This is a genomic window from Pseudomonas sp. CHM02 (genome assembly GCF_000612585.1).
Lineage (GTDB): Bacteria > Pseudomonadota > Gammaproteobacteria > Pseudomonadales > Pseudomonadaceae > Aquipseudomonas.
This window is the reverse complement of the sequence record NZ_JFCA01000001.1, coordinates 121,016-141,028: the sequence shown is the minus strand read 5'-3', so window position 1 is coordinate 141,028 and position 20,013 is coordinate 121,016. Positions and strand designations below refer to the sequence as shown.

Annotated in this window: 20 protein-coding genes; 14 read left to right on the top strand and 6 right to left on the bottom strand. The window is 60.9% G+C overall.

What is annotated here, in order from left to right; genetic code table 11:
• Nucleotides 1-90: 90 nt before the first annotated feature.
• From prpC to BM70_RS0100675, 3 genes are all read right to left on the bottom strand, one after another.
• Nucleotides 91-1,218 carry a 2-methylcitrate synthase gene (prpC, locus tag BM70_RS0100685; RefSeq protein WP_025854215.1) on the bottom strand — a complete coding sequence of 376 codons (1,128 nt, stop codon included), beginning with the start codon at nucleotides 1,216-1,218 and terminating at the stop codon, nucleotides 91-93.
• Between the two features lie 150 nt (nucleotides 1,219-1,368).
• The gene (gene prpB, locus BM70_RS0100680; RefSeq protein WP_025854214.1) at nucleotides 1,369-2,262 is read right to left on the bottom strand and encodes a methylisocitrate lyase; all 894 of its coding nucleotides are present in this window, start codon (nucleotides 2,260-2,262) and stop codon (nucleotides 1,369-1,371) included.
• Nucleotides 2,259-2,981 carry a GntR family transcriptional regulator gene (locus BM70_RS0100675; protein ID WP_025854213.1) on the bottom strand — a complete coding sequence of 241 codons (723 nt, stop codon included), beginning with the start codon at nucleotides 2,979-2,981 and terminating at the stop codon, nucleotides 2,259-2,261. Before BM70_RS0100675 ends, prpB begins: the two co-directional genes overlap by 4 nt.
• 270 nt (nucleotides 2,982-3,251) lie before the next feature.
• Between BM70_RS0100675 and BM70_RS0100670 the strand changes: the two genes are divergently transcribed.
• From BM70_RS0100670 to BM70_RS0100645, 6 genes are all read left to right on the top strand, one after another.
• Nucleotides 3,252-3,788, top strand: coding sequence for an ATP-dependent zinc protease (locus tag BM70_RS0100670; protein WP_025854212.1), 537 nt, complete (start codon nucleotides 3,252-3,254; stop codon nucleotides 3,786-3,788).
• 5 nt (nucleotides 3,789-3,793) lie between these two features.
• The gene (locus BM70_RS0100665; protein ID WP_025854211.1) at nucleotides 3,794-5,326 is read left to right on the top strand and encodes an inactive transglutaminase family protein; all 1,533 of its coding nucleotides are present in this window, start codon (nucleotides 3,794-3,796) and stop codon (nucleotides 5,324-5,326) included.
• Nucleotides 5,326-6,312, top strand: a complete 987-nt coding sequence (locus tag BM70_RS0100660; protein ID WP_016979244.1) for an alpha-L-glutamate ligase-like protein — start codon at nucleotides 5,326-5,328, stop codon at nucleotides 6,310-6,312. The genes BM70_RS0100665 and BM70_RS0100660 overlap by 1 nt, the downstream gene beginning before the upstream one ends.
• A gap of 84 nt (nucleotides 6,313-6,396) precedes the next feature.
• The gene (gene pabB, locus BM70_RS0100655) at nucleotides 6,397-7,740 is read left to right on the top strand and encodes an aminodeoxychorismate synthase component I (RefSeq protein WP_025854210.1); all 1,344 of its coding nucleotides are present in this window, start codon (nucleotides 6,397-6,399) and stop codon (nucleotides 7,738-7,740) included.
• 229 nt (nucleotides 7,741-7,969) lie between these two features.
• Nucleotides 7,970-8,272 (top strand): type II toxin-antitoxin system HigB family toxin, encoded by a 303-nt coding sequence (locus tag BM70_RS0100650; RefSeq protein ID WP_025854209.1) that lies wholly within the window; start codon nucleotides 7,970-7,972, stop codon nucleotides 8,270-8,272.
• Nucleotides 8,272-8,628 carry a type II toxin-antitoxin system HigA family antitoxin gene (locus BM70_RS0100645; protein WP_025854208.1) on the top strand — a complete coding sequence of 119 codons (357 nt, stop codon included), beginning with the start codon at nucleotides 8,272-8,274 and terminating at the stop codon, nucleotides 8,626-8,628. The genes BM70_RS0100650 and BM70_RS0100645 overlap by 1 nt, the downstream gene beginning before the upstream one ends.
• Nucleotides 8,629-8,752: 124 nt before the next feature.
• Here the strand turns inward: BM70_RS0100645 and thrH are convergent, their stop codons facing one another.
• Nucleotides 8,753-9,370 carry a bifunctional phosphoserine phosphatase/homoserine phosphotransferase ThrH gene (thrH, locus tag BM70_RS0100640; protein WP_025854207.1) on the bottom strand — a complete coding sequence of 206 codons (618 nt, stop codon included), beginning with the start codon at nucleotides 9,368-9,370 and terminating at the stop codon, nucleotides 8,753-8,755.
• Between the two features lie 152 nt (nucleotides 9,371-9,522).
• Here thrH and BM70_RS0100635 point away from each other — a divergent pair, with 152 nt between their 5' ends.
• From BM70_RS0100635 to BM70_RS0100625, 3 genes are all read left to right on the top strand, one after another.
• Nucleotides 9,523-10,257, top strand: a complete 735-nt coding sequence (locus BM70_RS0100635) for a phosphoadenylyl-sulfate reductase (RefSeq protein ID WP_025854206.1) — start codon at nucleotides 9,523-9,525, stop codon at nucleotides 10,255-10,257.
• A 344-nt stretch (nucleotides 10,258-10,601) separates the two neighbouring features.
• Entirely contained in the window at nucleotides 10,602-12,131 is a 1,530-nt protein-coding gene (locus BM70_RS0100630) for an NCS1 family nucleobase:cation symporter-1 (protein ID WP_025854205.1), read from the top strand.
• 13 nt (nucleotides 12,132-12,144) lie between these two features.
• Nucleotides 12,145-12,873 carry an aspartate/glutamate racemase family protein gene (locus tag BM70_RS0100625; protein ID WP_025854204.1) on the top strand — a complete coding sequence of 243 codons (729 nt, stop codon included), beginning with the start codon at nucleotides 12,145-12,147 and terminating at the stop codon, nucleotides 12,871-12,873.
• Nucleotides 12,874-12,977: 104 nt separating this feature from the next.
• On the opposite strand, the gene BM70_RS0100620 is transcribed toward BM70_RS0100625, so the two are convergent.
• Nucleotides 12,978-13,901, bottom strand: coding sequence for a LysR family transcriptional regulator (locus tag BM70_RS0100620; protein WP_025854203.1), 924 nt, complete (start codon nucleotides 13,899-13,901; stop codon nucleotides 12,978-12,980).
• A 126-nt stretch (nucleotides 13,902-14,027) separates the two neighbouring features.
• Between BM70_RS0100620 and BM70_RS0100615 the strand changes: the two genes are divergently transcribed.
• Nucleotides 14,028-14,774 carry a 3-oxoacyl-ACP reductase family protein gene (locus BM70_RS0100615; RefSeq protein WP_025854202.1) on the top strand — a complete coding sequence of 249 codons (747 nt, stop codon included), beginning with the start codon at nucleotides 14,028-14,030 and terminating at the stop codon, nucleotides 14,772-14,774.
• 70 nt (nucleotides 14,775-14,844) lie between these two features.
• Here the strand turns inward: BM70_RS0100615 and BM70_RS0100610 are convergent, their stop codons facing one another.
• Nucleotides 14,845-15,531 (bottom strand): HAD-IA family hydrolase, encoded by a 687-nt coding sequence (locus BM70_RS0100610; RefSeq protein ID WP_025854201.1) that lies wholly within the window; start codon nucleotides 15,529-15,531, stop codon nucleotides 14,845-14,847.
• Nucleotides 15,532-15,685: 154 nt separating this feature from the next.
• Between BM70_RS0100610 and BM70_RS0100605 the strand changes: the two genes are divergently transcribed.
• From BM70_RS0100605 to BM70_RS31810, 4 genes are all read left to right on the top strand, one after another.
• Entirely contained in the window at nucleotides 15,686-16,213 is a 528-nt protein-coding gene (locus tag BM70_RS0100605) for a sigma-70 family RNA polymerase sigma factor (RefSeq protein ID WP_025854200.1), read from the top strand.
• Nucleotides 16,206-17,147 (top strand): FecR family protein, encoded by a 942-nt coding sequence (locus BM70_RS0100600; protein ID WP_025854199.1) that lies wholly within the window; start codon nucleotides 16,206-16,208, stop codon nucleotides 17,145-17,147. The genes BM70_RS0100605 and BM70_RS0100600 overlap by 8 nt, the downstream gene beginning before the upstream one ends.
• Before the next feature lie 94 nt (nucleotides 17,148-17,241).
• On the top strand, nucleotides 17,242-18,933 hold the full coding sequence (locus tag BM70_RS31815; protein WP_051556731.1) for a TonB-dependent receptor: 1,692 nt from the start codon (nucleotides 17,242-17,244) through the stop codon (nucleotides 18,931-18,933).
• Between the two features lie 9 nt (nucleotides 18,934-18,942).
• Entirely contained in the window at nucleotides 18,943-19,980 is a 1,038-nt protein-coding gene (locus tag BM70_RS31810; protein ID WP_081782019.1) for a TonB-dependent receptor domain-containing protein, read from the top strand.
• Nucleotides 19,981-20,013 lie beyond the last annotated feature (33 nt).

The window sequence follows — 20,013 nt, the reverse complement described above, 5'->3', positions numbered from 1 at the left end:
TCCCCTGTAGGAGCCGGCTTGCCGGCGATGAGGCCCTTGAGACCGCCATCGCCGGCAAGCCGGCTCCTACAGGGATCGAGGTGTTCCCATTCAGCGACGTTCGATTGGCACGAACTTGCGCTGCTCAACGCCGGTGTATTCGGCGCTTGGACGGATGATGCGGTTGTTGGCACGCTGCTCGAACACATGCGCGGCCCAGCCCGTCAGGCGCGAGCACACGAAGATCGGGGTAAACAGCTTGGTCGGGATGCCCATGAAGTGGTACGCCGAGGCATGGTAGAAGTCGGCGTTGGGGAACAGCTTCTTCTGTTCCCACATGGTCTTGTCGATGGCTTCGGACACCGGGAACAACACCGTGTCGCCCACTTCGTCGGCGAGTTTTTTCGACCAGCCCTTGATCACTTCATTACGCGGGTCGCTGTCTTTGTAGATCGCGTGGCCGAAGCCCATGATCTTGTCCTTGCGCGCCAGCATGCCGAGGGTGCCTCCAACGGCTTCTTCGGCCGAACCGAAACGCTCGATCATTTCCATGGCCGCTTCGTTGGCCCCCCCGTGCAGCGGGCCACGCAGGGAGCCGATGGCGGCGGTAACGCAGGAATACAGGTCGGACAGGGTCGACGCACACACCCGTGCAGTGAAGGTCGAGGCGTTGAATTCGTGCTCGGCGTAAAGGATCAACGAGACGTTCATCACCTTGACGTGCAACTCGCTCGGTTGCTTGCCATGCAGCAAATGCAGGAAGTGGCCGCCGATGGAAGGTTCATCGGTCACGCAGTCGATGCGCTTGCCGTCGTGGCTGAAGCGGTACCAGTAGCACATGATCGCCGGGAAGGCGGCGAGCAGGCGGTCGGTGACGTCGCGCTGCACGCTGAAGTCTTTTTCCGGCTCGATATTGCCCAGGAACGAACAACCGGTGCGCATCACGTCCATCGGGTGGGCGTCGGCGGGAATGCGTTCCAGCACTTCTTTCAGCGCTTGCGGCAGGTCGCGCAGCTTGCTCAGCTTGGCGGTGTAGGCAGCCAGCTCGGCCTTGGTCGGCAGTTCGCCGTACAGCAGCAAGTACGCGACTTCTTCAAATTGCGCATCGGCGGCGAGTTCGCGCACGTCGTAGCCACGATAGGTCAGGCCGGCACCGGCCTGGCCCACGGTGGACAGTGCGGTCTGCCCGGCCACCTGGCCACGCAGGCCGGCGCCACTCAATACTTTTGCTTCAGCCATTTCTCTTCTCCAATCTTGTATTTATAAGGAGGCCTTGGTTAATCGCGGCCCTGTAGGAGCCGGCTTGCCGGCGATAGGCCCTTGAGGCTTGCGCCAGGTTCGAAGGCGCAATCGCCGGCAAGCCGGCTCCTACAGTTGTTCGTCAGGCATTTATTTCTTGGCGGCAAACAGCGCGTCGAGCTTCTGCTCGAAGGTGTGGTAGTCGATGCGATCGTAAAGCTCCATGCGGGTTTGCATGGTATCGATCACGTTCTGCTGGGTACCGTCGCGACGGATCGCGGTGTAGACGTTTTCGGCCGCCTTGTTCATGGCACGGAAAGCCGAGAGCGGGTACAGCACGATGGAAACATCGGCAGATTTCAACTGTTCGGTGGTGTATAGCGGCGTGGCGCCGAACTCGGTGATGTTGGCCAGGATCGGCGCTTTCACGCGGGAGGCGAACAGCTTGTACATCTCCAGTTCCGTGATGGCTTCCGGGAACACCATGTCGGCGCCGGCTTCGATGCAGGCGGCAGCACGTTCCAGGGCCGACTCCAAACCTTCGACCGCCAGGGCATCGGTGCGGGCCATGATCACGAAGCTGTCATCGGTGCGCGCATCCACGGCGGCCTTGATGCGGTCGACCATTTCCTGCTGGGACACGATTTCCTTGTTCGGGCGGTGACCGCAGCGCTTGGCGCCGACCTGGTCTTCGATGTGGATGGCGGCCGCGCCGAACTTGATCATCGACTTGACGGTGCGCGCCACGTTGAACGCCGAGGAACCGAAACCGGTGTCCACGTCCACCAGCAGCGGCAGGTCGCACACGTCGGTGATGCGGCGTACGTCGGTCAGCACATCATCCAGGCCAGTGATGCCCAGGTCCGGGACGCCGAGGGAGCCGGCCGCCACACCGCCACCCGACAGGTAGATCGCCTTGAACCCGGCGCGCTTGGCCAGCAGTGCGTGGTTGGCGTTGATCGCGCCCACCACCTGCAGGGGGTGTTCGCTGGCGACGGCGTCACGGAAACGCTGGCCGGGTGTGCTTTTATTGTTAGAACTCATGACTCACCTCGCTGAGTGGTTGTCTGGGGGGCGCCGTCCGGGAAATGACGGGCAATGTTGCGTTTGGACGCGCCGATATGGCGACGCATCAACAGTTCGGCCAGCTCACCGTCGCGATCGGCAATCGCATCCAGAATGCGGTGATGCTCGGCAAAGGCCTGGCGTGGACGATTGGGGGTCGCGGAGAACTGGATGCGGTACATGCGTACCAATTGGTACAGCTCGCCGCAAAGCATTTGGGTCAGGGTGCGGTTACCGGCGCCTTGAATGATCCGGTAATGAAAATCGAAGTCGCCCTCCTGCTGGTAATAGCCGAGGCCGGCCTGGAAGGCTTCGTCGCGCTCGTGGGTGTGCAGCACCTGGCGCAACTCTTCGATCTCCGCGTCGGTCATGCGCTCGGCAGCCAGGCGGCAGGCCATGCCTTCGAGGGATTCGCGGATTTCATAGAGCTCGATCAGCTCGGCGTGGCTCAGCGATACCACTCGCGCTCCCACATGAGGCACGCGCACCAGCAGGCGCTGGCCTTCGAGACGATGGATCGCCTCGCGCAACGGGCCGCGGCTGATGCCGTAGGTGCGCGCCAGTTCCGGCTCGGAGATCTTGCTGCCGGGGGCGATCTCACCCTTGACGATGGCGGCCTGGATACGCCGGAAGACGTTCTCGGACATGGTCTGGGAATCGTCTTGCGCCACCACTGGGGATTCCAGCTGATCCAGCATATTGTCGACACCTTTAAAATCAATGCGGCAAAAACTAGCTAATCACCCCCTGATAGTCAAAGAATAAATCAACATTGTCGACAATCGTCTAATAACCGCTGTTGCACCCTATCGGGGCATGGCCGGCTGCCAGCGCTGGCGCCAAAAAAGCATCATGTTAGAATGCGCACCACTTTTGCCTGACATCATTGGATGAAACGGCATACGAGGGAGTTTGCGCAGCAATGCCAGTCGCCTTGAATTGAACATCGCACTGCCGCCTCGGGATCTATGAGACTCAAACCCTTCCTTCTATTGATTTGCCTGTTGACCGCACCGGGCCTTGTCGTTGCCGCCGAGAAGACCGTGTATGGCCTCAACGAGTACGCCCAATTGGTCGGCATCGACCTGGAAGTCGCCGCCAAACTGGACACCGGTGCCAAGACCGCGTCCCTCAGTGCCCGTGATATCAAGCGCTTCAAGCGCAACGGCGAATCCTGGGTGCGCTTCTACCTGGCCATCGACACCGCCCATTCCCACCCCATCGAACGCCCCCTGGCCCGCGTCAGCAAGATCAAGCGCCGCGCCGGTGACTACGACCCCGATGAGGACAAGAACTACACCGCCCGTCCGGTGATTGCCCTGGATATCTGCATGGGCACTGCTTTACGCAGCATCGAAGTGAACTTGACTGACCGCAGCGCTTTCCAATATCCGCTGCTGATTGGCTCCGAAGCGCTGAAACGCTTTGATGCGCTGGTCGACCCCAGTCTTAAATACGCAGCAGGCAAACCCGCCTGCGCCGCCGACGCTCATACCGCCGAGTAAACCGAATGCGCTCTCTGACCCTGCACCTGAAAATCCTGATCGCCATCCTGGTGGTGCTGGGTATTTCGGTCACCGCCTACCAGATCTTCGTGCTGGGGATCCCCGTCACCGAGGACGCCACCGACGACTTGTGGAACATCGACGCCAAGGTCGAGTTCGTCGCCAACCCGAAAGACCCGGTGAAGATCCAGATGTTCGTGCCGCCCTTGAGCCGCGACTTCGTCAGCCTCAACGAGAGCTTCATCTCGAACAACTACGGGGTGAGCGTCAACCGCACCGACGGCAACCGCAAGGTCACCTGGTCGGCACGCCGTGCCAAGGGCAACCAGACCCTGTACTACCGCCTGGTCCTCACCAAGCGTTACAGCGGCGAAAAGGTCAAGGTCAAGGGCCCGACCTTCCGCGACAGCATCGCCGTGGAAGGCCCGGAGAAAATCGCCGCCGAAGCGCTGCTGGCGCCGATCCGCCAGCACTCGGCCGACGTCGAGACCTTTATCAGCGAAGCCATCAAGCGCACCAACAACCTCAACGACGACAATGTAAAGCTGTTGCTGGCCGGCGACCCGTCGACGCCGCACAAGGCCAAGATCGTCGAATTGCTGCTGTCCATCGCCCACGTGCCGGTGGAAAAGGTCCACACCATCCGCCTGGTGGCCGACCAGCCGCAAACCCCGGAGCTGTGGCTGCGCAGTTTCAACGGCAATGACTGGCTGTACTTCAACCCGGAAACCGGCGAACAAGGCCTGCCCGCCGACCGCCTGCTGTGGTGGACCGGTGATGAAAACCTGATCACCGTCGATGGCGGCAAGAAGGCCATGGTGACTTTCAGCCTGAACAACAGCGAGATGAACGCGATTCGCCTGGCCAAGCTGACCGACGAGAACACCGACGCCAACTTCCTCGAATACTCCCTGTACGGCCTGCCGCTGCAAACCCAGCAGACGTTCATGATCATGGTGATGATCCCGATTGGCGTGCTGGTGATCCTGATCCTGCGCAACCTGATCGGCCTGCAGACCCTGGGCACCTTCACCCCGGTACTGATCGCCCTGGCGTTTCGCGAGACGCAGCTGGGCTTCGGGATTGTGCTGTTCACAATCATCACGGCGCTGGGGCTGTCGCTTAGGTCGTACCTGGAACACTTGAAGCTGCAGATGCTGCCGAGGCTGTCGGTGGTGCTCACCTTCGTGGTGGTGCTGATCGCGGCCATCAGCCTGTTCAGCCATAAACTGGGGCTGGAGCGCGGGTTGTCGGTGGCACTGTTCCCGATGGTGATCCTGACCATGACCATCGAACGCCTGTCGATCACCTGGGAAGAGCGCGGCGCCAACCATGCGTTGAAAGTGGCGATTGGTACGCTGTTCGCCGCGTCCCTGGCGCACCTGATCATGAGCGTCCCGGAGCTGGTCTACTTCGTGTTTACCTTCCCGGCGATCCTGCTGATCCTGGTGGGTTTCATGCTGGCCATGGGTCGTTATCGCGGCTACCGCCTGACCGAGCTGGTGCGTTTCAAGGCCTTCCTCAAGGCTGATTCGTAATGTTCGGCTTCTGGAAGACCTGGAAGGCCCTGGAAGCGCGGGGGATCATGGGCATCAACCGGCGTAACGCCGACTACGTGCTCAAGTACAACAAGCGCAGCCTGTACCCGATCGTGGATGACAAGATCATCACCAAGGAACGTGCGCTGGCCGCCGGCATCCATGTGCCGGAAATGTACGGGGTGATCTCCACCGAGAAGGAAATCGACAAGCTCGACGACATCATCGGCGGGCGCAGCGACTTCGTGATCAAGCCGGCCCAGGGCGCCGGCGGTGACGGTATCCTGGTGGTGGCGGACCGTTTTGAAGGGCGCTATCGCACAGTGTCCGGCAAGATCATCAGCCATGAAGAGATCGAGCATCAGATCTCCAGCATCCTTACCGGCCTGTACTCGCTCGGCGGCCACCGTGATCGTGCGCTGATCGAATACCGCGTGGTGCCCGACCAGATCTTCAAGAGCATCAGCTATGAGGGCGTGCCGGACATCCGCATCATCGTGCTGATGGGCTACCCGGTGATGGCGATGCTGCGCTTGCCGACCCGCCAGTCGGGCGGCAAGGCCAACCTGCACCAGGGCGCCATCGGTGTCGGTGTGGACCTCGCTACCGGCCTGACACTGCGCGGCACCTGGCTGAACAACATCATCACCAAACACCCCGACACCACCAACGCGGTGGATGGCGTGCAACTGCCCAACTGGGACGGTTTCATGAAACTCGCGGCCGGCTGCTATGAGCTGTGCGGGCTGGGTTATATCGGCGTGGACATGGTGCTCGACCAGGAAAAAGGCCCGCTGATCCTGGAGCTGAATGCGCGGCCGGGGTTGAATATCCAGATCGCCAACGACTGCGGCCTGACCCTGCGTACGCATGCGGTGGAAGCCCGGCTGGAAGAGCTGAAAGCCGCCGGCGTGACGGAAACACCAGAAGAGCGGGTGAAGTTTGTGCAGGAAATGTTTGGGCATATTCCGCCTGTGGAAGGCTGAAGACCGCGTCGCCTGTAAGCCGGCGCCTACAGTGGAATGCGGTACAATCCCTGCCCCTCCATGCCCATAGCTGATTCGCCTCGCATGTCGACCTGCTCCGTACACCCGCTGCCCTACCGGGCCAACCCCGCCGAGTATTTTGCGGCGATTCGCCACGCGCCTGGTGCCGTGCTGCTGGACAGCGGGCGACCGGCAGCCGAGCGCGGGCGATATGACCTGCTGAGCGCCTGGCCGCAAGCAACCCTGACGGTATCACCCGACGAGAGCGGTAGTGATTTCCTGCAACGCTTGCGCGAAAACCTGACCCAGTTGGGTAAGGCGGATTTACCCGTCGGCGTTGAGTTGCCGTTTGCCGGCGGCCTGATCGGCTACCTGAGCTATGACTTCGGCCGCCATCTGGAACAGATGCCGCACGTGGCCACGGACGACCTGCACCTGCCGGATGCGCGCTTCGGGCTGTATGCCTGGGCGTTGGTGAGTGATCACCACGTGCAGACCAGTCAACTGGTGTTTCACCCGGCATTGACCGACAGCGAGCGGCAACGGTTGATTGCCTTGTTCAGCGCGGCCACTGTCGACACCTCGGGAACCTTCACACTTCAGGGCCCGATGGCACCGGACCTCACCGCCGAAGCTTACCGCCAGGCCATCGTGCGCATCCAGGACTACATCCAGGCCGGCGATTGCTACCAGGTCAACTTCGCCCAGCGTTTTCGAGCGCCGTGCAGCGGCGATCCTTGGGTGGCTTATTGCGCCCTGCGCGAAGCTTGCCCCACGCCGTTCTCCGGGTTCCAGAGCCTGCCGGACGACGGTGCGGTGTTGAGCCTGTCGCCGGAGCGCTTCGTGCGCATCAGCGAACGCCAGGTCGAAACCCGTCCGATCAAAGGCACCCGCCCACGCGGCCTGACGCCCGACGAAGACGCCGCCAACGCCGCCGAACTGCTGGCCAGCCCCAAGGACCGCGCCGAAAACCTGATGATCGTCGACCTGCTGCGCAACGACCTCGGCCGCAGCTGCCGCACTGGCTCTGTGAGCGTGCCGGAGCTGTTCAGCCTGGAAAGCTACCCCAACGTGCATCATTTGGTGAGCAGCGTCATCGGCGAACTGGCCGATGGCAAAGACGCCCTCGACCTGATCGCCGGCAGCTTCCCCGGTGGCTCCATCACTGGCGCGCCGAAGATCCGCGCCATGCAGATCATCGACGAACTGGAACCGACCCGACGCGGGCTGTACTGCGGCTCGCTGGTGTATCTGGATGTGCGCGGCGAGATGGACAGCTCGATCGCCATCCGCAGCCTGCTGGTGAAGGATGGCCAAGTATGCTGCTGGGGCGGCGGTGGGATCGTGGCGGACTCGCAGTGGGAAGCGGAGTATCAGGAGTCGCTGACCAAGGTGCGGGTGTTGTTACACACGCTGGAAAACCTGTAGCAGCCAAGCCTCTCCTGGCTCTCGTCGACAGCGCCGGCCGACAGGAAAAAACCTGAATCAGAACGTTTATGGACTGTATTCGGGCCGGACGATAGCGTCCGGCTCGGACTGTCCATTAGCCGTCTGTGAGGGATCACATGAACCGACTGCTTACTCGTCAGAAATTGTTTCCGGGATTGCATCTCCATCCAGCCGCGCCTATATTCTCCCAAATTGGGAGGTTGTCGCGATGCGCATAATCGCTCTCTCAACCCTACGAATATTCTGGGAAAGCCATCCAGCCTATTCCGACGCCAAGACACCCCTGGTCGAGCTGTACCGCCATATGGAAAGAGCGACTTACCCAACGCCGCAAGCGCTCAAAGCAGAGCTAAGAACGGCAAGCATCCTTAAAAGTGGCAGGGTTGCCTTCAACGTGGGCGGTAACAAGTACCGGGTCATTATGGCCATCGATTATCAGCGCCAGCTTGGGTTCATACGTTTCGTAGGAACTCACGCGCAGTACGACCAGATCAACGCGGAGACCGTGTGATGAACATCAAACCTATACATTCCCAGGAAGACCTTACCGCGGCACTTGCGCGCGTGGAGCAGCTATGGGGAGCGGAAATCGGCTCACCTGAGGGTGACGAGCTGGAAATTCTTGCTGTCCTCATTGAGAAGTACGAGGCAGAGCATTTTCCGATGCCGCCCTCGGATCCTGTGGAAGCGATTAAATTTCGCATGGAGCAACTGGGCATGACCGCCCGGGATCTTGAGCCATTCATCGGGACCAGCGGGCGAGTGTCCGAAGTGCTCAATCACAAGCGCAAGTTGAGCTTGTCGATGATCAAGCGCTTGCATGAAGGCTTGCGTATTCCTTATGAGCGCTTACTGGCTGGCATCTGAGATTTGCGGCGTCTGTGAAGGCCCCATCGCGGGCAAGCCCGGCTCCCACAATTGATCGGGTTCACACCACCCAAAGGTGGGAGCTGGCTTGCCTGCGAAGAGGCCATCCGCCGCACTGAAAAACTTACAGGCTCAACGCCCGATTCGACGCCTTGATAAATTCTTTCTTCAAATCCTCGAACGTATGCACCGCTGGAAACTGCGGGAATTCACGGATCACATTTTCCGGCGCATGGAACAGAATCCCACGGTCGGCTTCACCCAGCATGGTGGTGTCGTTGTAGGAATCGCCGGCGGCGATCACACGGTAGTAAAGGCTCTTGAAGGCCAATACCGATTGGCGCTTGGGGTCTTTCTGGCGCAGTTGGTAACTGACCACGCGGTCGGTTTCGTCGGTGATGAGGCGGTGGCACAGCAGGGTCGGGAAACCCAGTTGGCGCATCAGCGGCTGGGAGAATTCGTAGAAGGTGTCCGACAGGATCACCACCTGGAAGCGCTCGCGCAGCCAGTTGACGAACTCGATGGCGCCGTCCAGCGGCTTGAGGGTGGCGATCACTTCCTGGATGTCGGCGAGCTTGAGCCCGTGTTCATCGAGAATGCGCAGGCGTTGCTTCATCAACACGTCGTAGTCGGGAATGTCCCGGGTGGTGGCCCGCAGGGATTCAATACCGGTTTTTTCGGCGAAGGCGATCCAGATTTCCGGAACCAGCACCCCTTCCAGGTCGAGACAGGCAATTTCCACAAGACACTCCCATTTTGATGTTGTTGATTGAGCGAGCAAAAGGACTGCCGAACTCTAGCGATTCAAGCTCGCCGCCGCAACGCAGAGCGGATTTTGATACCATCACTCCCCTATAGAGCGCTCAGCGCCACTGACCTGTAGGAACCGTCCTGATGAACCAAGCCTTCGACGTCGCTGAACTCGCCGCGACCTACGCCAACAAATCCGCCCAGGATATTCTCAAGCTCGCGTTCAGCCAGTTCGGTGATGACCTGTGGATTTCCTTCAGCGGTGCCGAGGACGTGGTACTGGTGGACATGGCCTGGAAGCTGAACAAGAACGTCAAGGTGTTCAGCCTCGACACCGGTCGCCTGCACCCGGAAACCTACCGGTTCATCGAGCAGGTGCGCGACTTCTACAAGATCGACATCGAGCTGATCTCACCGGACCAGAGCAAGCTGGAACCCTTCGTCAAAGAGAAGGGCCTGTTCAGCTTCTATAAGGACGGCCACGGCGAATGCTGCGGTGTGCGCAAGATCGAGCCGCTGCGCCGTAAACTCGCAGGCGTGAAGGCCTGGGCCACCGGCCAGCGCCGCGACCAGAGCCCCGGCACCCGCAGCCAGGTGGCAGCGCTGGAAATCGACACGGCCTTCTCCACACCGGAACGGACCCTGTACAAGTTCAACCCGCTGGCGCAGATGACCAGTGAGGAAGTCTGGGGCTACATCCGCATGCTGGAGCTGCCGTACAACAGCCTGCATGAGCGCGGCTTCATCAGCATCGGCTGCGAACCCTGCACCCGCCCGGTATTGCCGAACCAGCACGAGCGCGAAGGCCGCTGGTGGTGGGAGGAAGCCACGCAGAAGGAATGCGGGCTGCATGCGGGGAATATCATCAGCAAGGCATAACCCTTGACCTGTACACAAGAATGTCACCATTAGTGCCATTCTTGTGTGCACTTATAAAATTACGCACCGAAAAGTTACATTACTCCCCGCTCTAAAGCCTTCGCTGTTTTGCACACACCTCACCCTCAAAAATAAATAGCTGTTCAAACGGTCAATTTATATCGCTTTGAATTCAGACAGTTATTCCCTACGTCCATAAAAACGAAATTACCCAAGGTTTTCATAGATCGAAAACTGGCACGCAAGTGGCTTAAGGTGAAACGCGTTTTGTATACAATAAATGCAAAACATACATACACTTTGCCATCTGCGGCCTGGCTGCCGATGTGCTGGAGCCTGCCGGAATGCGTACAAGCCTCTCGAATAACATCGCACTGGATCTGCCCTCCTCTTCCCTGAACCCCGACGCCACGAATCCCGGCCCGTTGGTGCTCAGCCCGCGCCTGCATAACAAGGACCTGGCGCCCACCAAGGTGGAAGGTCGACGGTGGGGGCGCTACAGCATCTTCGCGCTGTGGACCAATGACGTGCACAACATTGCCAACTACTCGTTCGCCATTGGCCTGTATGCACTGGGCCTGGGCGGCTGGCAGATTCTGTTATCCCTGGGCATCGGTGCGGCGCTGGTGTACTTCTTCATGAACCTGTCGGGCTATATGGGCCAGAAGACCGGCGTGCCCTTTCCGGTCATCAGCCGCATCAGCTTCGGCATCCATGGTGCGCAGATTCCGGCGTTGATCCGCGCAGTGATTGCGATTGCCTGGTTCGGTATCCAGACCTACCTGGCCTCGGTGGTTTTCCGCGTGCTGCTGACGGCGATTCATCCAGGCTTTGCCGAATACGACCACAACTCGATCCTTGGCCTGTCGTCACTCGGCTGGGCGTGTTTTGTGTCGATCTGGCTGGTGCAACTGGTGATCCTGGCCTACGGCATGGAGATGGTGCGCCGCTATGAAGGCTTCGCCGGGCCGGTGATTCTGCTGACGGTAGCCTCGTTGGCCGGCTGGATGTATTTCCAGGCGGGCGGCAACATAGCCTGGTCTATCCGCGAACCGCTGAGTGGCGGCGAGATGTGGCGCAATATCTTTGCCGGTGGCGCGCTGTGGCTGGCGATCTACGGCACACTGATCCTCAACTTCTGCGACTTCGCCCGCTCTTCGCCCTGCCGCAAGACCATCCTGGTCGGCAACTTCTGGGGCCTGCCGGTGAATATCCTGGTGTTTGCCGCGATCACCGTGCTGCTGTGCGGCGGGCAATTCCAGCTCAATGGCCGGGTGATCGAAAGCCCCACCGAGATCATCGCCGCGATCCCGAACACGTTCTTTCTGGTGCTGGGTTGCCTGGCGTTCCTGATTGTTACCGTGGCGGTGAACATCATGGCCAACTTCGTCGCACCGGCCTTTGTGCTGAGCAACCTGGCGCCCAAGTACCTGAACTTCCGCCGCGCCGGGTTGATCAGCGCCACCGTGGCTGTACTGATCCTGCCGTGGAACCTCTACAACAGCCCGCTGGTGATCGTGTATTTCCTCTCCGGCCTGGGCGCGCTGCTGGGGCCGTTGTACGGGGTGATCATGGTCGATTACTGGCTGATCCGTAAAAGCCAGGTCGACGTGCCGCAGTTGTATAGCGAAGACCCGAATGGCGTTTATTACTACAGCCGTGGCATCAACTTGCGTGCGGTGGCGGCATTTATTCCTGCAGCGGTTATCGCCATTCTCCTCGCGCTGCTGCCCGGGTTTGCCAGTGTCTCGCCGTTTTCCTGGCTGTTTGGCGCCGGTATTGCAGGGCTGTTGTACCGGCTGATCGCCAAGCGCCAACCGTTCTACGCCGATGTCAGCGGCGAAAGCATTGCAGTCGATAACGTCAGTCATTAATCAAGGACCCTCCATGCGCATCCTCGTGGTCAACGTCAACACCACCGAATCCATCACCGAAACCATCGCCCAACAGGCACGCGCCGTGGCCGCGCCCGGCACCGAGATTGTCGGGCTCACGCCTTACTTCGGCGCGGAGTCGGTGGAGGGCAATTTCGAAAGCTACCTGGCCGCCATCGCGGTGATGGACCGGGTGATGGCTTACGACCAGCCGTTCGACGCGGTGATCCAGGCCGGTTACGGCGAGCATGGCCGCGAAGGCTTGCAGGAATTGCTCAACGTGCCGGTGGTGGACATTACCGAAGCCGCTGCGAGCACGGCGATGTTCCTGGGCCACGCGTATTCGGTGGTCACCACCCTGGACCGCACCGTGCCGTTGATCGAAGACCGCTTGAAACTGGCCGGCCTGTACTCGCGCTGCGCCTCGGTGCGCGCCAGTGGCATGGCGGTGCTGGAGCTGGAAGAAGACCCGCTGGCGGCCATGGAAGCCATCGTGCGCCAGGCGGAATTGGCCATCAGCGAGGACAAGGCCGAGGTGATCTGCCTGGGCTGTGGCGGCATGGCCGGGCTGGATGAGCAGATTCGCCGGCGCACCGGCGTACCGGTGGTGGACGGGGTGACTGCCGCGGTGACCATTGCCGAATCGCTGGTGCGGCTGGGGTTGTCGACGTCGAAGATCAGGACCTATGCAACACCGAGGCCGAAAAAAGTCATCGGTTGGCCGGGCCAGTTCGAACGGTAGACCGAGGTGTGGCCATCGCAGGCAAGCCAGCTCCCACAGGAGGATGCATTTCAGGGTGGGAGCTGGCTTGCCTGCGATGGCGGCGATGCGGTGTGAGCGTGCAATCAAATGGCACTGAATCGCTGCCCCAACTGCTGCTCGGCAAACTGCTCGATGATGAAATCCACAAATGCCCGGGTCTTGCCGGGCAGGAGTTTGTGTTCGGCGTAATAGATGGAGATGTTGCCGTCGTCGACGTACCAGTCGGGCAGCACACGCACCAACTTGCCGCTCGCCAGCCAAGGCACGGCAAACGGCATGCTCACCAGGGCGATACCCAACGCCTGCTCAGCAGCGACACAGGCGGCCTGCGAATCGCTCATAGTCATGCGCACCTTGAGGTTCAACGGGCCGTGCTCGCCGCTACGATGAGTCAGTTGCCAGGAACGCACGCGCCCGGTTTGCGGGGAACGAATCAGGATGCCATCACCGGAGTCAAGGTCCTGCGGCCGTGAAAACACTGCACGCGCAGACAGGTATTCGGGTGACGCCACCAGCACCCTGTGGGCCGGGGCCAGCTTGCGCGCCACTACGCCTTGGGGCAGTTCAAAGCCGCCGCCTAGCGCCGCATCGAACCCCTGGCCTATCAAGTCGACTTGGCGATTATCAAAATGCCAGTCTGGACTGATATCCGGGTAGCGTTTCAGAAACTCGCCCAATAGCGGCACGATGTACAAACACCCGACCACCGTCCCCATACTGACTTTCAAGGTGCCCACTGGCCGCCCTTCGGCACTCGCCAGATTGGCCACGGCGTTCTGGATCGTGGTGAGGCTGCCGCTGACTTCGTCGAGAAACAGTTTGCCGGCTTCGGTCAGGGTCAGCCGACGGGTGCTGCGCTGGAACAGGCGCACACCCAGGCGCGCCTCCAGCTTGGCGACGCTTTTTCCCACCGCAGCCGGTGTCAGGCTCAAGTGCCGCGCGGCCTCGGCAAAGCTGCCGCCTTCGGCGCTGCGCACGAAGCATTCGATACTTCCAAAGCTCTCCATATCGCCCCACTCTAAACTTTTGGTTTACACAGACTATAGCAATCACGGTCTACCGGTAACGGTTGGCGAGGTCGATACTCGGCTCCAACAACAAGGCATTCCGCCTTGAACAGCTAGGAGATCGACATGACCACACGCAACCTCAGCGGCAAAGTCGCCTTGATTCAAGGCGGTTCTCGCGGCATCGGCGCCGCCATCGTCAAGCGCCTTGCAGCGCAGGGTGCAGCCGTCGCCTTTACCTACGTCAGCTCTGCCGCCAAGGCTGAAGAACTGCAGAACAGCGTGATCAGCGAAGGCGGCAAAGCCCTGGCGATTCATGCCGACAGCGCCGACGCAGCGGCCATCCGCAACGCGGTCAACGCCACCGTCGAAGCCTTTGGGCGCCTGGATATCCTGGTGAACAACGCTGGCGTGCTGGCCATCGCACCGCTGGAAGATTTCAAGCTGGAAGATTTTGACCAGACCCTGGCCATCAACGTACGCAGCGTATTTATCGCGACCCAGGAAGCGGCCAAGCACATGGGTGACGGCGGTCGTGTGATCAATATCGGCAGCACCAACGCCGAGCGCATGCCCTTTGGTGGCGGTGGCCCGTATGCAATGAGCAAGGCGGCGCTGGTCGGGTTGACCAAAGGCCTGGCGCGGGACCTGGGGCCTCGCGGTATCACGATCAACAACGTGCAGCCTGGGCCGGTAGATACCGATATGAACCCGGCGAACAGCGATTTTGCCGAAAGCCTGATCGGGTTGATGGCGGTGGGCCGGTATGGACATGTGGAAGAGATTGCCAGCTTCGTGGCTTACCTGGCGGGGCCGGAAGCCGGTTATATCACCGGTGCAAGCTTGACCATCGATGGTGGCTTCAGCGCCTAGGACGTCTGAAATACTGCAAAACCCTGTGGGAACGGGCTTGCTCGCTCCCACAGGGTTAACCGTGTTTGATTCAGGGAAGAGGTGGCAAACCATAGGCCGCCAGGTCGAAGTCCGCGAGCTTGCGGATGATCTGGTCGGCATGGTGGTACTTGCTGTCCGCCATGGCTTCGTCGGGCACGGCGATGGCGGTCATGTGGGCGGCTTTCGCGGCGGTGACGCCGAACGGTGAGTCTTCGAACACCAGGCAATCCTCGGGTGCAACGCCCAGGCGGCGGGCGGCGGTGAGGAAGATGTCCGGCGCAGGTTTAGCAGCGCCGACTTCAGGGTCGTCGGCGGTGACAATGGTGTCGAACAGGCCAAACCACTCGCGGTGCAAGGTGGTCTTGTGACCAAACGAATTGCGCGATGAACTGGTGCCCACGGCAATCGGAATATTGTGCGCCTTCAAGTGCCGCACCAACGCTTCGGCGCCGGGCATGCCCAATGCCTTGGGGAAGCGCTCGCTCATCAGCGGCTCACGGACCTCCAGGAACTCGGCCGGCGTGATCGGCAAATCCAGGGCCTTCACCACGTAGTCAGCCAGGTCCTGGGCGCCACGCCCGATAATGTGCTGCTTGATGCCCCAGTCATAGGTGCGACCGTAGCGTTCGGCGATGATCTGTGTGACTTCGGTGTAGATGCCCTCAGTGTCCAGCAGCAACCCATCCATATCGAAAATCACGGCTTTGATCGGGGCAACGTTACGCGGTGCATTCATCACAACAGATCCCTGGGGCGAAGGACTAAAAGGATTCAGCACAATAGCGGCCCACGTTGCCTGCAAGCAACCGTCGCGACCCGGTATTGATAATTACTCTCAATTAAATTAACGTCGCCGCGCTCCAGGCTCTGATCTCTTTTCGAGTTTCGCTGTGACCGACAACGCCGCCAGGCTGCAACTCTACCTCGACCATCGCCCTGCACTGATCAACTACGCCAAGGTTGTGGTGGGCGATCACGCACGCGCCGAAGATGTGGTGCAGGACGCGTTCCTGCGTTTTTGCGGCAACGCGGATGACCCGGTCGAACAACCGGTGGCCTACCTTTACCGGATCGTGCGCAACCTGGCGCTGGACGCCGTGCGCCGCCAGGCCACCGAGAAACGCCAGCAGAAAATGCCCGCGCAGTGGATGCGTCCGGGCCAGGAGTTGTCGCCGGAACAACGCGTGGTGCATGGCGACGACGCCAGCCGCATCGCTGCCGCCCTGGCCAGCCTGCCCGAACAAATGCGTATCGCGGTCGAGATGCATCGCCTGGGCGGTTTCACGTTGCAGCAAACCGCCGATCATCTCAATATTTCGCTTTCCACCGCCCATCGCCTGGTCAAGGACGCCATCGTTCACCTGGCCTCGAGCGTCGCCACCCACGGCGCGCACAGTAAGGAACGCCCGTATGCATGACGCCCAACCGTCCCGGACTGTTTCGGCACGCAGCCTGGAAGATGCCGGCCAGTGGTTGCTGGACCTGCAGGCCCAACCGGAACGCTTCGACGATTTCGACCGCTGGCTGCACAGCGACGATGAGCATTTCGAGGCCTGGGCGCAGGTCAATCGCGCCATGGACGCCCTCGACCAGCAAGCGCCCACGACTCGCACACACTGGCCACGTCTGGCCCGCTCGCACCGACCATGGCGGGTCGCTGCGTGTATCAGCATGTTGGCGGTAGGCGCGGCGCTGGTATTCAACCCCGCGTGGCGTGCGGACTACAGCACCGCCACCGCGCAGACCCGCGAGGTCACGTTGAGCGACGGCAGCCGCCTGACGCTGGCACCGCACAGTGCGGTGAACGTGGCCTTCGACGGCGCGCTGCGCCAGGTCACGTTGATGCAGGGCGAGGTGTTTTTCGACGTCGTGCATGACGCCCAGACCCCGTTCGAAGTGCGCAGCGACGACGCGGTGGTTCGCGTACTGGGCACCGCCTTCGACGTTGCCCGCAGCCAAAACGGCCTGGCCGTGGAAGTGCGCGACGGCACGGTGGGCGTGAACAAACAGTACCGCCTCACGGCCGGACAACGCCTGTGGATCGACCGGCAAAGCGGCAAGGCAACGCAAACATCAGTGGCGCCTACGGAAGTCGCAGGCTGGATCAATGGCACGCAATTTTTCGAAAACGTCAGCGTCGCTCAGGTCGTCGAGCAACTGGAGCGCTACCAGCACGGCTGGATCGTGATCAACGACCCGGCCCTGGCGAACAAACGCGTGACCGGTCTCTACGACATGCGCGACACCCGCCGCGCCTTGCAAGCGCTGGTCGCGCCGATCGGTGGTGAGGTGCATGAATATTCGCCGCTGCTGAGAGTCATCGGCCACAAAAAACCGATTATTGAAAAATAAATGCGCGGGCCTGAAAAAAATCGCGCTGGTGTTCGTCTTTGTAGCTCCTTGTAGTGCGAATGACTCGCAATACCAAACGCTAAGGCGACGAAACATGGGTCACCGATCACCTGCACCGTTGGCACTGGCCATCCTGTGCGCTGCCATCCACAGCGCGATTTTCCAGCCCTCTCTGGCATTGGCCGCAGAAGCCAGCGGCACGCCGAGTGATCAGGCGACGCGATTCTTCGACATTCCCGCACAACCGCTGACCACCGCACTGAGCGCCTTTGCACGCCAGGCCAACTTGCAACTGGGCCTGGAAGCCGGACTGGTGGATGGCCTGCAAGCCCAAGCCTTGCGCGGGAACTTCACCCAGGAACAGGCCCTGCAACGCCTGCTGGGCGATGCACCGGTGAACTGGAAAATCGACGTCCAGCGCAGCCTGATTCTCAGCCGCCGCAATGCCGCCAACGCCGGCCTGGAGGATCTCGACGATACGGAAATGCTCGGCCCCGTGACCATCAAGGGCGGCCAGACCAGCCGCCTGACCGGTGCCGCCGCGCAGGTCTACACCAAGGCAGGCTCCAGCGTGTTTATCGCCGGCGACACCATCAACCGCTTCCGCGGCTCCTCCCCCGCCGACATCCTCAAGGGCGTGCCCGGCGTGCAAACCGGTGATGCGCGCAATGGCGGCGCGCTGGACGTGAACATCCGCGGCATCCAGGGGCAGAGCCGGGTGCCGGTGACCATCGACGGCAGCCAGCAGGCCATCGATGCCTACCGCGGCTACAGCGGCATGCAGCAACGCAGCTACATCGACCCCGACCTGATCAGCGAAATCAGCGTCGATAAAGGCCCCAGCCTCGGCGCCGATGCGGCGGGCGCCATCGGTGGCATGGTCAAGATGAAAACCCTGCAACCCAAGGACATTCTCAAGGACGGCGAAACCTACGGCGTGCGCCTCAAAGGCGACTTGTCGAGCAACAGCGTCGATGCACCCGACACGTACAAGGCCACGCCGCATCACGGCAGCAACGGCCTGCTCGGTTCACCGGCCCATTCCGGCAGCGTCGCGTTTGCCAGTACCAGCGACACAGTCGATTTTGTCGCGGCCTATTCCCAGCGCCAGAGCGGCAACTATTACGCCGGCAAAAAGGGCTTCAAGAAGTACCAGGTGTTCCAGCAGGTCCGTCGATACGACCCGGCCACCCGCAAGTACATCTACGTCACCCAGGAGGCCAACAGCGCGGCGAAATTCTTCAAGCCGGACAGCGAAGTCTTCAACACCTCGACCGACACTGAATCGGTGCTGCTCAAAGCCATCATCAAACCGGCAACGGACCAGAAACTGGAGCTGACCTACCGCTACACCGATGGCAAATACGGCGAAGTGATGCCGTCGCAGGTCATCCGCAATACCAGCGGCAGCGTGCCGCAATGGGACCCGGGCAGCATGCGAATCAACGCCTACACCGCACGCTATACCTACAAGCCCGAAGACAACCCGCTGATTGATCTGAGCGCCAACGTCTGGGCCACCAAAGCCCAGAGCGAAGCCTTCAACGGCCTGGTCACGGTGACGCCGCTGTATGGCCACGAGGACGATGCGGACCCGCTCGGCGATACCTACAAGGATGCCTTGCGCAACCGCACCAAGGACGAGCGCTGGGGCGTGGACCTGAGCAACACCTCGCGCTTCGACACCCGTGCCGGCAAGTTCGCCTGGACGTACGGCGGCGCCTATCAGACCGAAGACCTGGGCCCCGATGACAACTCACCGGTGCTGTTGTCGGACCTGCAGTAAAACCGTTTTATCCGCAGTGGCGAACGCGAAGAAAGCAGCCTGGTGACCTCGCTGGAATGGAAACCGATCGAGCGCCTGACCCTGACGGCTGGCGGTCGCTACAGCGAATTCAACAGCAAGGACCACAACCGCAAGGCCAGCCCGGCGACCTTCGACGCGGATGACGAGCCAACCAGTTATTCCTTTGCGCCGCCCATCGAACGCCAGGACCAGGCCTTCGCACCGTCGTTTGGCGTGAAGCTGAACCTTACCGATAACAGCTTCGTCTACCTCAACTACAACGAAGGCGTGCGCATGCCGAGCCTGTTCGAATCCACCCTGGGTTTGTTCACGGCCGCCGTGCCCACTGACGGCATCAAGCCCGAGCGCAGCAAGAACTGGGAGTTCGGTGCCAGCACCCTGCAAAACAGCGTGCTGATCGAAGGCGACACTGCCGCCGCCAAACTTGCCTACTTCAACAACGAGATCGAAAACTACATCACCCGTGACTACACCGACATCTTTGCCGGCAACCTGCAGAACGTCGACAGCTTCACGGTCAAGGGTATCGAGTTGCAAACCAGCTATGACATGGGCCGGGTGTTCACCGACATCTCCGCCACCTACTACCTGAACGCCAAGACCTGCGCCCCGGACATCGCGAAGAAACTCACCGACGAACTGGACACGCCGACGCCCAACTGCGTCGACGGCGGCTTCCCCGGCTCCTACACCAACACCCAGAACCCGCCCAAGTACTCCGTCAACACCACCCTGGGCAGCCGCTGGTTTGAAAACCGCCTCGTGCTCGGCGGGCGCATGGTCTACAACAGCGCGCCCACCGCCAAGCTGAACAAACCGTGGAACGACGGCATCACCACCAACCAGATGTACTACCAGAAATCAGCGATCTACGACCTGTTCGCCAGCTTCGAAATTGTCAAAGGCACCCAGTTGGACTTCGCGGTACAGAACCTCACCAACGTCTACTACCTGGACCCGCTGGCCCAAAGCTTCATGCCCGCGCCCGGGCGAACGCTGCGGACAGGGTTGACCGTCAAGTTCTGACCTTGCTTTGGTTGAAGCGCGGGATGCCGGTGT

Excerpts from the sequence above, each read along its gene's own strand:
- prpB (WP_025854214.1), bottom strand. The coding sequence starts at position 2,262 with ATGAGTTCTAACAATAAAAGCACACCCGGCCAGCGTTTCCGTGACGCC.
- BM70_RS0100625 (WP_025854204.1), top strand. The coding sequence starts at position 12,145 with ATGCGCATCCTCGTGGTCAACGTCAACACCACCGAATCCATCACCGAA.
- BM70_RS0100600 (WP_025854199.1), top strand. The coding sequence starts at position 16,206 with ATGCATGACGCCCAACCGTCCCGGACTGTTTCGGCACGCAGCCTGGAA.
- BM70_RS31815 (WP_051556731.1), top strand. The coding sequence starts at position 17,242 with ATGGGTCACCGATCACCTGCACCGTTGGCACTGGCCATCCTGTGCGCT.
- prpC (WP_025854215.1), bottom strand. The coding sequence starts at position 1,218 with ATGGCTGAAGCAAAAGTATTGAGTGGCGCCGGCCTGCGTGGCCAGGTG.
- BM70_RS0100610 (WP_025854201.1), bottom strand. The coding sequence starts at position 15,531 with ATGAATGCACCGCGTAACGTTGCCCCGATCAAAGCCGTGATTTTCGAT.
- BM70_RS0100615 (WP_025854202.1), top strand. The coding sequence starts at position 14,028 with ATGACCACACGCAACCTCAGCGGCAAAGTCGCCTTGATTCAAGGCGGT.
- BM70_RS0100665 (WP_025854211.1), top strand. The coding sequence starts at position 3,794 with ATGCGCTCTCTGACCCTGCACCTGAAAATCCTGATCGCCATCCTGGTG.
- BM70_RS0100675 (WP_025854213.1), bottom strand. The coding sequence starts at position 2,981 with ATGCTGGATCAGCTGGAATCCCCAGTGGTGGCGCAAGACGATTCCCAG.
- BM70_RS0100650 (WP_025854209.1), top strand. The coding sequence starts at position 7,970 with ATGCGCATAATCGCTCTCTCAACCCTACGAATATTCTGGGAAAGCCAT.
- BM70_RS0100670 (WP_025854212.1), top strand. The coding sequence starts at position 3,252 with ATGAGACTCAAACCCTTCCTTCTATTGATTTGCCTGTTGACCGCACCG.
- BM70_RS0100620 (WP_025854203.1), bottom strand. The coding sequence starts at position 13,901 with ATGGAGAGCTTTGGAAGTATCGAATGCTTCGTGCGCAGCGCCGAAGGC.
- BM70_RS0100645 (WP_025854208.1), top strand. The coding sequence starts at position 8,272 with ATGAACATCAAACCTATACATTCCCAGGAAGACCTTACCGCGGCACTT.
- BM70_RS0100660 (WP_016979244.1), top strand. The coding sequence starts at position 5,326 with ATGTTCGGCTTCTGGAAGACCTGGAAGGCCCTGGAAGCGCGGGGGATC.
- BM70_RS0100635 (WP_025854206.1), top strand. The coding sequence starts at position 9,523 with ATGAACCAAGCCTTCGACGTCGCTGAACTCGCCGCGACCTACGCCAAC.
- pabB (WP_025854210.1), top strand. The coding sequence starts at position 6,397 with ATGTCGACCTGCTCCGTACACCCGCTGCCCTACCGGGCCAACCCCGCC.
- BM70_RS0100630 (WP_025854205.1), top strand. The coding sequence starts at position 10,602 with ATGCGTACAAGCCTCTCGAATAACATCGCACTGGATCTGCCCTCCTCT.